Raw genomic sequence first — 15940 nt, 5'->3', positions numbered from 1 at the left:
ACCCAGCGGCAATTCGCAGTGGGCGCAGAAGGTGCTTTGGTCCGAAATTCGCTTACTGCAATTTGGGCAATTGATAATGGCCATGGGCTTAGTTTAGCGGGCCTGCGTCAATCGTTGCCAGTTTGAAAGCGGATAGGTTTCAGTGTTCAGGTTTCAGGGGCGCTTGGCGAGGCCGGGAATGCGTTGCCGGAAAGCCCAGCGCCGTACCCGCCGAAGACTTCAAACCAGTGGGAGCCAACAAGCAGCCCGGAGCCGGTCTTGTGTTTTCCTGAAACCTGAAACCTGAACCCTGAAACCTAATCAACCTCGATCGGGAAAGAATCGCAAAGTTACACACAACCCGCCACTTTCCCGATTGGCAAACTCGATCCGCCAGCCATACAGGTCGCAGAGGCGCTTCACGATCGACAGCCCGAGACCGGAGCCCTTCGTGCCGCCGGCCTGGTGGCCGCGGAAGTGGCGGTCGAAGACGTGGGGGAGTTCTTCTTCGTCGATGCCGGGGCCGGTGTCCAGGATGCTGACTTCGCCGGGCTGGATGCGCACGCGCACTTCGCCTTCGGTGGTGTAGCGGATGGCGTTGCCGACCAGGTTGCCCAGCACCACGGCGATGACCGCCTCGGGGGCGATGACGCTGACCTGCTCGCGCTCGTCGACGGCCAGTTCGAGATCGCGGTCGCCGACCAGGGGTTCGTAGTTGCCCACGACCTGCCGGGCGATCTGGGCGACGTCGTGGGCGTGGCCATTGCCATCGGCGTCGCGTTCGGCGCGCACCAGGTGCAGCAGCGCGGTGGTGATGTCGGTGGACTGGCGCGCGGCACGGGCGATGCGCAGCAGGCGCTCGTGGGTGCGCTCGTCCTGCTCGGGCTGGGCCAGCAGCAGCTCGGTGGCCCCGGAGATCACTGCCAGGGGCGTGCGCAGCTCGTGGCTGACGTCGGCATTGAAGGCCTTGTCGCGCTCGACCAGGTCCTTGAGACGGTGGGCGTAGTCATCGAGCGCGGCGGCGAGCTGGCCGACTTCGTCGTCGGGGAAATGCCGGGCCAGGTCGCCGGGCGGGGCGTGCTCGTCCATCGCCTCGATGCGCCTCGCCAGTTCGGTCACCGGCGCCATGACGCGGCTCGACGACCAGATGCCCAGGGCCAGCGAGAACAGGATGAAGATCAGCACGGCGGCGGCCAGGGCGATCTCGAGGCGGCGCGCCAGTTCCTGGTTCTCCGAGACGTCGTAGGTCAGGAACACCCAGAAGTCGTCTTCCTTGCGCACGGCCGCCTTGTACTGGGCGTCGTCGGTAGTGACGTCGTGCACGCCGCTGGCCAGGCTGCGGAAGGGCTCGGGCACGATCTCGGCCCGACCCGGCCGGGTGACGTAGCCTTCGATGCGGGTGTAGAAGGGCTCGACGAGCGTGGGGTCTTCGCGCAGGCCGGCGACGTACTGGTCGATCTCGTCGGCCAGGGTGCGCGAGATCAGCGCGTCGACCAGCCAGCTCTGCACGAGCAGCACGGCCGCGGCGAACAGCACGCTGAGCAGCGTGCCGAACACCAGAAAGGAGAAGATCAGTCGGCTTCTAAGTCGACGCCGATACTTCATCCGGTGCCACCAGGCAGTAACCGATGCCGTGTCGCGTCTGGATCAGCGGCGTGTCGAAGGGCTTGTCGATGGCCGCGCGCAGGCTGTGGATGTGCACGCGCAGGCTGTCGCTGTCGGGCAGTTCCTCGCCCCAGACGTGGTGCTCGAGCTCGCGGCGGGTGACCACTGCCGGCGAGGCGGTCATCAGCTTCTCGAGCAGTTTCAGGCCGATCGGGTTGAGATCGATGGATTTGCCGGCGCGCTTGACCTTGAGCGTTTCGAGGTTGTACTCGAGATCGGCCACCTGCAGCTCGCGCGGCTTGACGCGCTGGCCGCGGCGGGCCAGCACTTCCAGCCGTGCCTCGACTTCGCGCAGCTCGAAGGGCTTGACCAGGTAGTCGTCGGCGCCGGATTCGAACCCGGTGAGCTTGTCCTCGAGCTGGTCGCGCGCGGTGAGCATGAGCACCGGCGTGTCCTTGCGGCCGTCCTCGCGCAGTTTGCGGCAGACCTCCAGGCCGTCCATGCCGGGCAGCGCCAGGTCGAGCACAATGGCGTCGAATTCGTTGACCACCGCCAGGTGCAGGCCGGTGACGCCGTCGTAGGCGTAGTCGACCTCGTGATCCCGGTCGGAAAGGAAATCGCCGAGGTTGGCGGCGATGTCGCGATTGTCTTCGATAATGAGGATCCGCATCAGCCGATTATTCCCCTGAGTCGAAAGTGCGGTAAAAAAATGCCCGGACGGAGGGGTCGACTCCGTCCGGGCCCACATTGCCCCGTAACCGTCGGTGCAGAAACTTGGCTCGCGCTTTGAGCACCAACGAGACAAATGCTACGCCCCGAACGGTTAACCAGATGTTAAACGGGGAAGAAAATGCCGTTACAGCGGTAAGTTGCGTGTTAAATGCAGGCCTCAGCGCTCGTCATCAATCAGGTTGAGGTCTTGCAGCTTGCCGGACAGCGAGTCGGCATCGCCGCCCTCGCTGAGCTTGACCGCCAGGCGCAGATCGTTGGCCGAATCGGCGTGGCGCAGGGCCTCCTCGTAGGAGATCAGGCCTTCCTGGTAGAGCTCGAGCAGGCTCTGGTCGAAGGTCACCATGCCGTGGTGGCGCGAGTCCTTCATGAGCTCCTTGAGCTCCTCGATCTTGCCCTTGCGGATCTTCTCCTGGATGAGCGGCGTGTTGAGCAGGATTTCCAGGGCCACGTGGCGGCGGCTGCCGTCGATCGAGGGCACGAGCTGCTGGGCGACCACGCCCTTGAGGTTGAAGCTCAGGTCCAGCAGCACCTGCGGGTGACGGTCTTCCGGGAAGAAGTGCAGGATGCGGTCCATCGCCTGGTTGGCGTTGTTGGCGTGCAGCGTGGTCAGGCACAGGTGACCGGTTTCGGCGAAGGTGATGGCGTGCTCCATGGCCTCGCGGGTCCGGATCTCGCCGATGAGGATCACGTCGGGCGCCTGGCGCAGCGTGTTCTTCAGCGCCACCTCGAAGCTTTCGGTGTCGATGCCCACTTCGCGCTGGGTGACCAGGCTCTTGCGGTGCTTGTGCACGAACTCGATGGGGTCCTCGATGGTGATGATGTGCCCCGAGGCCTTCATGTTGCGCTCGCCGAGCATGGCCGCCAGGGTGGTCGACTTGCCGGTGCCGGTCGCCCCCACCAGGATGATGATGCCGCGCTTTTGCATCGCCAGCTCCGAGAGCGACCCGGGCAGGTCGAGTTCCTCGAAGGTGGGGATCTTGGTTTCGATGCGGCGGCAGACCATGCCGACGCTGTTGCGCTGGTAGAAGGCCGAGACGCGGAAGCGGGCCACACCCTCGAGCGAGACGGCGAACTGGCACTCGTGCGTGGAATGGAATTCCTCGCGCTGGTCGGCGGTCATGATCGAGTCGATGATGTCGCTGACCATCTCGTGGGTGAGCGCCTCGCGGGTCAGCGGCTTGATCTTGCCGTGCACCTTGATGCAGGGCGGCGCACCCACGGTCACGAACAGGTCCGAGCCCTTTGAGTCGTGGAGCTTGTGCAGCCAGTCCTGGATGGTGTTCATGCCGTCTCCTTAATTGATGGCGCGGGCCGGTCAGGCCAGCGCCGACTTGTTCTGGGCCTTGCGAACGGCCTCCTGCTTGTTGACCAGACCGCGTCGGACGAGCTCGATGAGCGACTGGTCGAGGGTGGTCATGCCGGCGTTCTGCCCGGTCTGGATGGCCGAGTACATCTGCGCCACCTTGTCCTCGCGAATGAGGTTCTTGATGGCCGAGGTGGCCACCATGATTTCGTGCGCGGCCACCCGGCCGCCGCCGACCTTCTTGAGCAGGGTCTGCGAGATGACCGCTCTGAGCGACTCCGACAGCATCGAGCGCACCACCGGTTTTTCGTCGCCGGGGAAGACGTCGATGATTCGGTCGATGGTCTTCGGCGCCGAGGAGGTATGCAGGGTGGCGAAAACCACGTGACCGGTCTCGGCGGCGGTCAGGGCCAGGCGCACGGTTTCCATGTCGCGCAGCTCGCCGACCAGGATGATGTCGGGGTCTTCACGCAGCGCCGAGCGCAGCGCCTGGTTGAAGCCGTGCGTGTCGCGGTGCACCTCTCGCTGGTTGATCAGGCAGCGCTGCGGTGTGTGGATGAATTCGATCGGGTCCTCGATGGTGAGGATATGGCCCGGCACGGTCTTGTTGAGGTAGTCCATCATCGCCGCCAGCGTGGTGGACTTGCCCGAACCGGTCGGCCCGGTGACCAGGATCAGCCCGCGGGGGACTTCCACGATGTCCTTGAAGATGGCCGGCGCGTCGAGATCGTCGAGCGTCCAGATGTCGTTGGGAATCACGCGGAAGACCGCGCCCATGCCGCGATGGTGGTGGAATGAATTCACACGAAATCGCGCCAAGCCCGGCACGCTGTAGGAGAAGTCGACCTCCAGGTTGGCCTCGTAGTCGCGGCGCTGGTGGTCGTTCATGGTCGAGTAGATGAGCTCGGCCATCTCCTTGTTCTCGATCGCCGGCGTGTTGATACGATGAACGTCGCCGTCGACGCGGATCATGGGCGGCAGACCGGCCGAGATATGCAGGTCGGATGCCTTGTTCTTGACGGTGAATGCGAGTAGTTCTGTAATATCCATGGGGAAACTCCCTGCCTGTGGCCTTCGGCCTGCCGGTGACGTGTGCGGCTCCGCCAAGCGGGCGGCCGACGCACACCCCCGTTGTCCAGCACACCAACCGATCTTAGCGTAACTCGGCCATGAATCAAATCGCCTCGAAAACCGCCCGGGAGCGTCTCGAGCAAACGCGCAAGCGCATCGACGCGGCCTGCCGCGACGCCGACCGGCCCGCCGGCGCCGTGCGGCTGCTGGCCGTGAGCAAACGCAAGCCCGTCGAGGCGATCCGCGAGCTGCACGCGCTCGGCCAGCGCGCCTTCGGCGAGAACTACGTCGACGAGGGCGTTGAGAAGATCGCCGCGCTGGGCGACCTGGACCTGGAGTGGCATTACATCGGCCCGATCCAGTCGAACAAGACGAAATTGATCGCCGCGCACTTCGACTGGGTGGAATCGATCGACCGCGCCAAGATCGTGCGCCGGCTCGACGACCAACGCCCCGACGGCCTCGCCCCCCTGAACGTGCTCATCCAGGTCAACCTCGACGACGAGTCGCAGAAAGCCGGCTGCGCGCCCGAAGAAATCGCCGAACTGGCCGACCGCATCGCCGATGCCGAGCACCTGAAACTGCGCGGCCTGATGGCCATCCCCGCCCCGCGCGAGGACCACGAGGAACAGCGCGCGGCATTCGCGAAGCTGCGCGAGCTGTTCGATCAGCTGAAAGAACGACACCCCCAGGTCGACACCATCTCGGCGGGAATGACCGGCGATCTGGAAGCAGCCATTCTCGAAGGTTCGACGGAGATTCGTATTGGAACGGCTCTGTTCGGGCCGAGGGACTGAAAGGTTTCAGGGTTCAGGTTTCAGGAAAGAAAAAGACGGGTTCGGGGTTCGGGAATCTGTTTCTTGTTTTCCCTGAAACCTGAAACCTGAACCCTGAAACCTATCTCCTCCCCACCTCGACAACCCACCGGAGCCCATCCGGAACCCTGAACCCCGAACTGACGCGAAGCGTCATCCCGGACTCCGATCCGGGACCTCGGGCTTCCCGGAACCCCCGTGCAACGCACGAACTAACGTGCAGGGCCCATCAGGACCCTTACAATAGAAAACATGGAAGACGTGAGAATCACATTCATCGGCGGCGGCAATATGGGTCGCGCGCTGATCGGTGGCCTGATTGCCGACGGCATGCGGGCCGAATCCATCCACGTGGCCGATCCCAGCGAAGATCAGCGCCGCTCGCTGGCAGAGGATCTCGGTGTGACGGTCCACGACGACAACGTCGAGGCGACGCGCCTGGCCGACGTGCTGGTGGTGGCGGTCAAGCCGCAGGTCATGGACGATGTGCTGGCCTCGGTGGCCGACGCCATCGACGGCCACACCCTGGTGATTTCGGTGGCCGCCGGCATGCCGCTGGCGCGCATCTGCAAGGGCCTCGGCGGCCACGATCGCGTGGTGCGCGCCATGCCCAACACCCCGGCGCTCTACCAGGCCGGCATGACGGGGCTGGCGGCGGCCGGAGGCGTGAGCGAAACCGACCGTGAACGCGCCACGCAGGTGCTCGAAGCCGCCGGCGAAGTCGCCTGGGTGGACGACGAAGCCCTGATGGACGTGGTCACCGCCGTGTCCGGCTCCGGGCCGGCCTATTTCTTCTCGCTGGTCGAGCAGCTCACCGCCGCGGGCACCCGCGCGGGCCTGCCCGAAGTCACGGCGGCCCGGCTGGCTCGCCAGACGGCCTACGGCGCCGGCACGATGCTGGCAAAGTCCGACGTCGATGCCGGCGAGCTGCGCAAGCGCGTGACCTCGCCGGGCGGCACCACCGCGGCCGCACTCGAGAGCCTGGCGAGCAACGAATTCGAGCGCATCGTGGATGAAGCCGTGCAGGCCGCCGTCAAGCGCGGCCGCGAACTGGGAGAAGGCTGATGGGCGGCTCGGCCAACCAGGCGTTCTCCTTCCTGATCGAGACGCTGTTCCAGCTCTACCTGGCGGCACTGATGCTGCGCGTGCTGCTCGAGGCCTTCGGGGCGGATTACTACAACCCGATCTGCCAGGCGCTGATCCGGATCACCGACCCGCTGGTCAAGCCGCTGTCGAAGCTCATCCCGCGCGTGGGCTCGGTCAGCCTGGCCGGCATCGCCTGGCTCTACATCCTGGAGCTGGTGCTGCTGGTCGTCCTGATGACCCTCAACGGCTGGGCGATGGACTGGTCGGTACTGTTCCTGCTGGCCGCGCTGCGGCTGATGCGCATGCTGCTGGTGCTCTACCTGGTGCTGATCATCGTCAACGTGATCCTCAGTTGGGTGGGCCAGGGCTTCCGACACCCCATCGTGCCGCTGATCTACCAGCTCACCGAACCGGTGCTCGCCCCCATCCGTCGCATCCTCCCGCCCCTGGGCGGCTTCGACCTCTCCCCCCTGCTGGCCATCATCGTCATCCAGTTCCTGATCATCCTGCTGGGGGTCTGATCAGGCGCGGGGCGATTCGTTGCAGTGCGGGCATTTCCCCTTGTTTCTCGCAATGGCGCGAAGGCGCGAAGGACGCCAAGGAGGGACAGAAGAAAGATGGTGGGCGAAAGATCTGTCAGCCATTTCCAAGGCATTCCCTTCAAGCAATCCATTCGCTCTTGCATTGCGTCCCTTGCGCCATTGCGCCATTGCGAGAACCCGACGACCTGTATGACGCCACAACGGCTTGCCGCCTCGCCCCAACACGGCGTAGCATCGGGGCAATTCAACGGTGGACGGGAATGAGATGATCCGACAGCTTGCGGGCATTCTTGCCCTTGGTTTTTTCCTGCTGGCGGCTGCGCAGCAGTTCGAGGACATCGGCGGCTATCAGGTGCACTACAGCGCGATGAACACGCGCATGCTGCCCGCCGAGGTCGCGCGGGCCTACGGCATCCAGCGCTCGGGGACCCGGGCGATGATCAACATCACGGTACTGCGCGCCGCCGGCAGCGACGACGCGATGAGCGAGCCCGTGCGCGCGACGGTGAACGCCTCGGCGGTCAACCTCACCGGCCAGCCGCGCACCATCGAGCTGGAGGAGATCACCGAGGAAGACGCGATCTACTACATCGGCACCTTCCGCATCGCCAACGAGGAGACGCTGACCTTCGACATCAGCGTGCGTCCTGAGGGCAGCAGCCAGCCGCCGTCGGAGTTCAGCTTCCAGCAGAAGTTCTACGTCGAGGAGTGATCAGCGCCCGCTCATGAATCGTCGGGCGCGGCCATGTGCTTGCGCTTGATGAATTCGTGGTGGGGCACGCCCAGCAGGTCGGAGAGCCGGCGCAGCAGTTGCTCCTCGTAGCGGTCGATTCGCCCGTCGGCCCAGGCCACGCGCCACAGCCACTCGACGAGCTGGTCGCGCTCGTCGCGATCGAGATGGGCCTTGAGATCGCGGGTGAAGTCGTGCAGGGACACGGCCTCGCGGCGCAGCTTTTCGGCATCCTTGAGCATCTGGCCCAGCTCGGCCCGGTCGATACCGAAGGCGTCCTGCATGGCGTCATGGATCACCGCCAGTTCATCGTCGTCGCGGTGCTCGTCGGTGGCGGCCATCTCCAGCAGGATGATGGCGGCCGCCCGGGCGATGACCTGGATGTCCACGGTCTCTTCGGCGCTCGGCGCCACCCAGGACTTGAGTTGATTGAACCAGTCAGTCATGGCGGGGGATTCTCGCAGATTCGGGGTTAACATATCGCCATGACACCCGAACGCAAGGCCCGCATCGAGCAGGTGGCCGCCGGCCGGCATCCCGACCTGACCGTCTTCCTCGAGCGGGTGCACAAGGCCCACAACGTCGCCGCCATCCTGCGCACCTGCGACGCCGTGGGCGTGCTCGAAGCCCACGCCGTGCCGCCCACCGGCGGCATCCCGCCGCTGAACCACACCGCTCAGGGCGCGCAGCGCTGGGTGAAACTGCACCGCCACCACGACGCCGGCGAAGGCCTGCGTTCGCTCAAGGCGAAGGGCTTTTCGCTCTACGCCGCACACTTCTCCGACCAGGCGGTCGATTTCCGCCAGCCCGACTACACCCAACCGACCGCCATCGTGATGGGCACCGAGAAGTTCGGCGTCAGCGAAGAGGCCCTGGCCGAGTGCGACGGCGAGATCGTCATTCCCATGGCGGGCATGACCCAGAGCCTCAACGTTTCGGTCGCCACCGCCCTGATCCTCTACGAAGCCCAGCGCCAGCGCCAGGCCGCCGGCATGTACAAACCGCATTCCCTCGAGGAAGAACCCTGGAAATCACTGGCCGAATCCTGGATCCGGCGCGACCTCGACCGGCGCAGGAACCCGCCGCCGGAGCCCGACTCGGACTAGGGGCCGCCAATCCTCGCGCCCTGCCGCCCCTTGCCGGGGAGGCGGGCGCGGCGCTATGCTGGGATTCTAAATAAATGCTGGCGCCTCCGGCGGCTAGTGAGGGAACATGAAAAAGACGCTGACAGCCATGGGAGTCATGGGGCTGGTCCTGCAGGCCAACGACGCGCTGGCCCGCGAGCTGGACGACCGCGGCGACGACGGCGCATCGTTCACCGGACGCCCCGGAGAGAACTACGAGGGTGACGCCAACGCGGTACGCGGTGCCGGCGCCTACGACCAGTACATCTTCACGACCAGCGCCTCGGGCCTGGGCTCGTTCGAGGAATGGTCCGCCGCCACCAGCGGGGCGGGACTGGCCGGCATGGCGGCCGCCGACCATATCTGCCAGCTGGAGGCCAGCGGGGCCGGGCTGCCCAACGCGGGCAGCTACGTCGCCTGGATTTCCGACAGCCAGAACGATGCCTACTGCCGGGCCCACGGTCTTTACGGCACCAAGGACGACGACTGCGGCGCCAGCGGCGGCCTGCCGGCTTCCGCCGGCCCCTGGCTGCGCACCGACAACCAGCTTTTCGGCGGCGACCTGCCCGGCATCGTCGAGGACGGCGAAGTCTACCGGCCGGTCGACCTGAACGCCCTGGGCTCGCCCTTCTTCTTCCCGGAGCGGGTGTGGACGGGCACCTCGGCGGACGGAACGTCGAGCGGATTCCACTGCAACGACTGGACCGCCAGCACCTCGGGAACCGGTTCGGACCTCTACCTGGGCCTCACCGGCGACACCAACGCCACCGTGGTCAACTGGACCCAGGACGATATCCTTGCCTGTGATCAGGCCGCCAGGCTGACCTGCCTGTCCACCGCGTCCTCCGGGATGGGGCTGCCGCCGATGGCGCCCTACACGAGTTCGGATCGTCGCGGCTTCGTGAGCAGCCTTTCGGGCCCGGCGAGATTCTCGGAATGGCAACTGCCGGGCGGCGGCACGCCCGGCCAGATGGGGCTGAGCGGCAGCGACGCCGCCGACCAGATCTGTCGCTCGCTCGCCTCCGACGCCGAGCTCGACCGCTCGGACGACTTCAAGGCGCTGCTGTCGGACGACACCACCTCGGTCTACCAGCGCTTCGACTTCCAGAACCGCTGGTACCGCGTCGACCACGTCAAGATCGTCGAGAACCTGGGCAACCTGTTCGAGCCCGGTGAGGACATCCTGACCAATGTCGCGCTCGACGAGCAGGGGCTGCCGCTCGTCGAGATCACGGACGTGTGGACGGGCATGGACACCCAGGGAACCTCGCTGGCCAACACCTGCAGCGGGTGGACCTCGAGTTCCCCGAACCAGGCGACTTCGGTGGGGTCGGCGACTTACGCGGACCTGCGCATGATCTTCAACGACGTGAAGGCGTGCTCCACGCCGGCCCACCTGTATTGCTTCTCGGATATCGACGAGATCAGCACCTACAGTTTCCAACGGGAAGACTTCTACGACTAGGTGATGGAGACGCCGTCCGGCCCACCGGCTGAGGAAGACGCTTCACCGGAGCGCTTCGATCCCGCCTTTCGCCACCAGATCTGGTACGAGCACTGGCATCGCTACCACTGGGCCAGCGGGCTTGCGAACGGCAAGGTCGTCGCCGACGTGGCTTGCGGGGAGGGCTACGGTACCGACCTGCTGGCGCGCGGCGCCGTCCGGACGCTGGGCATCGATGCCGACCAGGGCGCGCTGGCATCGGCGCGCCGCAAGTACGGTCGCGAGGGCGTCGAGTTCATCCGCGGCGACGCCCGATCCCTGCCGCTGCGCGACGACAGCGTCGACCTGCTCGTCTCCTTCGAGACGCTGGAACACCTGGCCGAGCAGGAGAGGATGGTCGCCGAGATCGCCCGCGTCGTTCGCTCGGACGGGCTGGCGATCATTTCCACGCCGGATCGCGATCTCTACAGCCCCGACGGCGTGAGACACAATGAGCATCATGTCCGGGAGCTGAGCGCCCGCGAATTCAGCGAACTCCTGGGCGGGTTCTTCCCCTCCGTGCGCACCTTCGGGCAGCAGTTCCAGTTCCTGTCGGTCATCGACGAGATCCAGGCCAGGGGACCTGCTTCGGCCGAGGTCACCTATGCCGACTCCTCGGGTGCGCGGACGGTGGAGCGAGGGCCCGGGGATCACGTGTACCTGATTGCGGTCTGTGGACGCTCCGAAGAGGTGACCCGGAACGTTTCCCTGCCGGGCTGGCACGCCTTCAACGACGCCGGCGGCGAACTTCTCGACCACTACGAGGCGCAGATCAGGCGGCTGCAGGACGTCGACGTCGTACTCGAGCAAACGCGCCGCCAGCTGCGCGAAAGCCAGGCCGCCGCAGCCCATCTGGCGGCGCGCCTGGGCTACTGACGCCGCCTGCCCGACCGCCCGTTCAGGGCTGCAGCGACAACGCCTGCGCCCACTCGTCCAGGTGATCCTCGAGAACGTGCCCGGCCTCCAGCCAGCGGCGAAGGGCGGCGGCCAGCCCGGCGCGCGACTCCGGGTCGTCGGCCAGCCGGATCAGTTCCTCTGTCCAGAGCCCGGCTTCGTTTTCCAGCCGCAAGGCCGGGGCGGCACGGTAGGCCTCGCAGTCGGTGCAGACCACGGGCAGCCCGAGCGCGGCGTATTCCAGGAGCTTGAGGTGACTCTTGGCCCGGTTGAAGGGATTGTCGCTCAGCGGCGCGACGGCGAGATCGAGGTCGAGCCCGGCCAGCTTCTCGAAGTAACCCTTGAGGGCGACGGGCGGGTGAAACTCGCATTCTTCCGGGGTGAGACCGGCCGGTTTCTGGCCGAAGAACACCCAGCGGCAATGATCGCGGGTTGCCCGAACGACCGGGGCCAGCCAGTCCAGGTCGCCCGAGTGCTGGGGTGCCCCGGTCCACCCGACCCGGAGCATGCCGCTCTTGCGGGGCCGCGCCGGATGGATGAGCGCGCGCGGGATGCGATTGGGAACGACCCGGATGTCCGGGACATACGGGGCGTAGTATTCGGCCAGCTTCGGAGTCGGCACGACCAGGCGGTCGCAGTGATCCAGCGCGAAGCGAACCCGCCGGGGCATATCGGGATAGTTCGTCCTGGCGAAGGGATTGTAGTCCGGCAGTTCCAGCAGCCAGTCGTCGAGGCTGAAGACGACCGGGATGTCGAGAAATCGATGGTAGTCGGCCAGCTTCTCCAGCTGCGCGTCGTGCAGGAAGCTGTGCAGCAGCAGCACGGACGCGCCGGAGTTGACGACTTCCATGACGTTGGGTTCGTAACGCTCGCGCTGCTCGGGAAGGAAGTGACACGATGCCCGGTTGGCGGCCGCCAGGGATGCGGCCGGCGCGCGCACGCGATAGAAGCCGCTTGCCCAGACGTCGTGGGCGTAGGCCAGCAGTCGCGGCAGACGACCGCCGCCCTTGAAGGCATGCTTGCGGCACTCCAGGCCAAAGGGCGACTGAAGGCTCATCGACTTCGACCAGGCCGAGGGGGCCTGGGACCGAACCAGTGCCCGAAGAACGTCCGCCCTTTCCCGCGGCTGGCGTTCGGGATCAGCGGCCAGGTCGGTGGCGGGCAGCGCGGCCTTCCGGACGAACTGCGCGCTTCTCGCCAGCGCCAACCCGGCCGAGCGCAGACGCTCGCTGAACATCATCGAGCGATAGAAAAGCCGACCGCGCGACGGGAGCCCCCCGACATCCCGCCAGGCGCGGCGATCGACGACGAACAGGTCGTCGTCGAGGAAGTCGGCGGCCAGCGGCACCCCGGGCACGTCGAACGGCGTGGACACGGGCGGGCCGTATCCCGGCAGCCCCCCGCCGCCGCAGCCCGATCGTCGGGCGACGAACTGGTGGCCGCGGCGGTCGGATGGCAGCAGCGGACTGATCGCGGCGATGTCGTGACGGCGCATGTCCCCGATCATGGCCTGCAGGAGCCGGGGATTCTCGAGCCGGACGTTGTCGCCGACAAAGACGATCACCCCGGCGTCCGGCAGCGCCCGCTCGGCCCGGTTGATCGACCCGGCCGGATCGCGCACGCTCCATTCGCAGACGAATACGTTGCTGGGCCGGCGAGTCTCGTCGTCAAGCTCGACGCCGGGCGGCAGCATCACCGCCACGCCGGTCATGTCGACGCCATTCTGCATCGCCAGGTCGGCCAGCAAACGGCGCGTCCCGGGCCCACCCCCGCCCTGCACGAGGACACCCACGCTCGCTTCGGCCCGGCGCGCTTCGGTAGCCGTCTCGGCGAGATCCGCCTTCCACAGCTGCGACCAGCGGTGGTCGAGCATGGACAGGCCGCAGCCGTCGTAGTGGGCGAGGTCCCCTGGGCGCAGCAATCGATCAAGCGGCGCATCGAAGAGCTCGTCCTTGTCCAGGCGCTCCAACAGGTCGCGGATTCGCCCAGCGCGCGCGAGGACACCGGCCCAGCGACGCGGCTGGCGCGCCGGAAACGTGGCGTCGCCCTCGCCCCGAAACACCGGGCCGTAAGGCTCGCCTTCGGCGTCGTGCAGCAGGTAGTTGCAGGTGCCGAAAGGCTTGCCGGAGTCTCGCCAGGAATCCACCCAGTTGCCGACATTCGCGGTCGGCTCGGTGTCGTCCTGAAGCACCAGCACGGTGGCATCGTCGGCCAGTCCGGCGAGATCGGATGCCGTCACAAGCCGGGCCCGGGGCGCTTGCTCGGCCAGGGCGGCCTTCAGGCCGGCGCCGCGAGCGCCGTCGGCGCGGGCGACAAGGCAGGCCAGGTCGCCGGGATCGGCCCAGTCGTCCTCGGCTTCCAGGCACATGGGCTGCTCCAGCCACTTGCGAGTCGTCGTCCGGGCATCGACCGGCTCGGGCAGTTCGTTCCCGACCCAGCCGGCCTCCTCGAGCGCCGCCAGCAGGCAGCGGCGGGGGAAGCGTGCGTACAAGGCCTCGAGCTCGGACGCGATGGGATTGTCGCGGCGAGCGATATGCGCCAGGCGGCGCGCGACCTCGCCCAGCTCGGTCCGGCCTTTCCGGCTGGCGAGATAGTCGATTCGCCCGGCCAGGGCATGGGCGTCTCCGGGCGGGTACAGCCAGCCGTTCTTCCCATGTTCGATGCGGTGCTTGAAGGCCCCGACTTCCGGCGCGACCACGGGGCGACCGCGGTCCCAGGCTTCGCTCAGGGTGATGCTGTAGGTTTCGGGGCCGGTGGGCGCCTGGACGATCAGATCGACATCCTCGAGCAGGCGATCCAGCTGCGAAGTGTCGTAGGGGCCGGTCGCCTCGACCGGCGCTTGGTCGAGCGCGGTCTTGAGCCGGCTGTCCACATTGCCGATGACCGACCAGCGGATGGGCCGGTCCGCCAGCAGGTCGCGGGCGGCGAGGAACACATCGCCGCCCTTGCGGGGCGAGAACGCCCCCAGGAATGCGACGTGGAGCGGTCGCTCGGCATTCGAGACCTCGATGGGCCCGATGGCGCGGCGCTCGCCGCAGAAATAGGGTTCGAATTCGCTGATCGCGCCCTGCAGGGACTCGCCGTAAGCCTCGATCACGGTCCGGGAGACCAGCGCGCCGTTGGTGTAGATTCGCTCCGCTCCGTGCAGGATCTCGCGCCAGGCGCGGCGACGATGCTCGATGAATCGCGGCAGGGGCTCGCCCAGGCTCTGCACTCGCGAGCCCATGCAGCGCAGGCAGTCCTCGTCCTGTTCGTGGCAGACCGGCTTGCCGCAGAACCCGTTGTCGCCCGGCCCGAGGACCATGTTGTAGTCGTGGCACAGATGGAAGAATTCGTGCATGGACAGCACGTAGGGAACGCCAAGGGCCGTGCAGATTGCCGGCCAGGACAAGGTGCCCAGGCGCACCAGGGTGTGAAAGTGCACGCAGTTGAAGCGCCCGCCCGACAGAATCCGGCAGAACAGCTGGTCGAGTTCCGGATGACTCCTGCCCGCCGGAATGGCCATCAGGATGTCTGCGTGGCGATACCGTCGGGGATCGAATCGAATGACGCGCACGTTGGGCTGGAGCCTGGATTCGACCAGGTCCGAGAAGGCATCGTGCATGCGGCCCTGGCAGAGAACAACGTGCTCGGTTTCCGGGGAGAAGCGCGACAGCAGCTCCTTGGTGAACAACTCGACGCCGCCCAGGTAGTCCAGCTCGTGGAGGACATGCAGGACGCGTGTGCCGGCCCTGGAACCCACCGAGGCGAGAAACTCGCGAATCCCGCGAATCGGATTGCCGCGGGAGAACTCGAGAACGTCTCGCTGGTAGGACGGCCATCTGAGCGAAAGGAGCTTTTCGTGCGACTCCCGGAGACTCGCGGCGCGCCCCCCGAAACTGCACGATCCCTGGTGGAAGACGATCGAAGACGGCACGGCGGCGATTTTCAAACCGTCGCGCCGCAGGCGCATCGAGTAATCGCATTCCTCGCCGTAACCCGGATCGAAGAAAGGGTCGAAGCCGCCGTACCGTTCGAGTGCTTCGCGCTTGATATACATGCAGAAGCCCACGGCCGTGGGCAGTTCGTACCATCTTCCGGCGAAAGTCTCGCGCAGCTCGGCCAGGGCGTCCTCGGAGGCGCGCTCCAGTCCCGGCACGCTCAGAATCGTGGCGTTGTCGGATATCGGATTGGCAATGCCCACGGCCGGATCGGCGGCCACGGCGACAAGCGCCTCCAGCCATCGGGGCGTGAACCGCGTGTCCGAATTGGCGACCACGACGTCGCCTTCGACAATCGCCAGCGCCTCGTTGACGCTTCGCAGGTAACCCTTGTTGGCCGCATTCCGGACCAGCGTCAGCCGACCCGGGAAGCGCGCCTCGAGCGTGTCGAGCCATTCGATGACCCGGGCATCGCGGCTGGCGTCGTCGATGATCCGCACGGGCGTTTCGGCGGGGACGGTTTCGAACAGGGACTCGATGCAGGTCTCGACCGCCGGCCAGCCGTCGAATACCGGAACGACGATCGTCGGCGTCGGGCGGGCGCAGGGTTTGCTGTCGCTCACACGGAAGTCCGATCCGCATCGGAGGTCCCGGAG

13 protein-coding genes are annotated in these 15940 nt (G+C 66.4%); 7 read left to right on the top strand and 6 right to left on the bottom strand.

All coding sequences use genetic code 11. The annotated features are described in order from the left end of the window. Positions 1–300 precede the first annotated feature (300 nt). The 4 genes from DZC52_RS10780 to DZC52_RS10765 all read right to left on the bottom strand — a co-directional run bounded on the left by DZC52_RS10780 (position 301) and on the right by DZC52_RS10765 (position 4669). Entirely contained in the window at positions 301–1584 is a 1284-nt protein-coding gene (locus DZC52_RS10780; protein WP_116651147.1) for a sensor histidine kinase, read from the bottom strand. Next, positions 1562–2254, bottom strand: a complete 693-nt coding sequence (locus DZC52_RS10775; protein ID WP_116651146.1) for a response regulator transcription factor — start codon at positions 2252–2254, stop codon at positions 1562–1564. Before DZC52_RS10775 ends, DZC52_RS10780 begins: the two co-directional genes overlap by 23 nt. Positions 2255–2473: 219 nt before the next feature. Further along, the gene (locus DZC52_RS10770) at positions 2474–3601 is read right to left on the bottom strand and encodes a PilT/PilU family type 4a pilus ATPase (RefSeq protein ID WP_116651145.1); all 1128 of its coding nucleotides are present in this window, start codon (positions 3599–3601) and stop codon (positions 2474–2476) included. A gap of 30 nt (positions 3602–3631) precedes the next feature. After that, the gene (locus tag DZC52_RS10765) at positions 3632–4669 is read right to left on the bottom strand and encodes a type IV pilus twitching motility protein PilT (protein WP_116651144.1); all 1038 of its coding nucleotides are present in this window, start codon (positions 4667–4669) and stop codon (positions 3632–3634) included. A gap of 119 nt (positions 4670–4788) precedes the next feature. On the opposite strand from DZC52_RS10765, the gene DZC52_RS10760 reads away from it, so the two are divergent. From DZC52_RS10760 to DZC52_RS10745, 4 genes are all read left to right on the top strand, one after another. Next, entirely contained in the window at positions 4789–5487 is a 699-nt protein-coding gene (locus DZC52_RS10760) for a YggS family pyridoxal phosphate-dependent enzyme (protein WP_116651143.1), read from the top strand. A 270-nt stretch (positions 5488–5757) separates the two neighbouring features. Next, positions 5758–6570, top strand: coding sequence for a pyrroline-5-carboxylate reductase (gene proC / locus DZC52_RS10755; RefSeq protein WP_116651142.1), 813 nt, complete (start codon positions 5758–5760; stop codon positions 6568–6570). After that, positions 6570–7112 (top strand): YggT family protein, encoded by a 543-nt coding sequence (locus tag DZC52_RS10750; RefSeq protein WP_116651141.1) that lies wholly within the window; start codon positions 6570–6572, stop codon positions 7110–7112. The genes proC and DZC52_RS10750 overlap by 1 nt, the downstream gene beginning before the upstream one ends. A gap of 286 nt (positions 7113–7398) precedes the next feature. After that, on the top strand, positions 7399–7845 hold the full coding sequence (locus tag DZC52_RS10745) for a DUF4426 domain-containing protein (RefSeq protein WP_116651140.1): 447 nt from the start codon (positions 7399–7401) through the stop codon (positions 7843–7845). Between the two features lie 11 nt (positions 7846–7856). Here the strand turns inward: DZC52_RS10745 and DZC52_RS10740 are convergent, their stop codons facing one another. Beyond that, positions 7857–8309, bottom strand: a complete 453-nt coding sequence (locus DZC52_RS10740) for a tellurite resistance TerB family protein (protein WP_181918904.1) — start codon at positions 8307–8309, stop codon at positions 7857–7859. A gap of 39 nt (positions 8310–8348) precedes the next feature. Here DZC52_RS10740 and trmH point away from each other — a divergent pair, with 39 nt between their 5' ends. The 3 genes from trmH (at position 8349) to DZC52_RS10725 (ending at position 11346) form a co-directional block, all read left to right on the top strand. Beyond that, a complete protein-coding gene (gene trmH / locus DZC52_RS10735; RefSeq protein ID WP_116651138.1) occupies positions 8349–8969 on the top strand; it encodes a tRNA (guanosine(18)-2'-O)-methyltransferase TrmH in 621 nt (206 codons plus the stop codon). Between the two features lie 106 nt (positions 8970–9075). Then, positions 9076–10452: a hypothetical protein gene (locus DZC52_RS10730; RefSeq protein WP_116651137.1), complete on the top strand. Its 1377-nt coding sequence runs from the start codon at positions 9076–9078 to the stop codon at positions 10450–10452. A 3-nt stretch (positions 10453–10455) separates the two neighbouring features. Beyond that, the gene (locus DZC52_RS10725; RefSeq protein WP_116651136.1) at positions 10456–11346 is read left to right on the top strand and encodes a class I SAM-dependent methyltransferase; all 891 of its coding nucleotides are present in this window, start codon (positions 10456–10458) and stop codon (positions 11344–11346) included. 22 nt (positions 11347–11368) lie between these two features. On the opposite strand, the gene DZC52_RS10720 is transcribed toward DZC52_RS10725, so the two are convergent. Beyond that, positions 11369–15907 (bottom strand): glycosyltransferase, encoded by a 4539-nt coding sequence (locus DZC52_RS10720; RefSeq protein WP_181918903.1) that lies wholly within the window; start codon positions 15905–15907, stop codon positions 11369–11371. Between the last annotated feature and the right edge of the window lie 33 nt (positions 15908–15940).

It is taken from the genome of Wenzhouxiangella sediminis (genome assembly GCF_003410055.1).
GTDB lineage: Bacteria > Pseudomonadota > Gammaproteobacteria > Xanthomonadales > Wenzhouxiangellaceae > Wenzhouxiangella > Wenzhouxiangella sediminis.
Note: the sequence above shows the minus strand (reverse complement) of the source record. Positions and strands in the feature narration are given on the sequence as shown.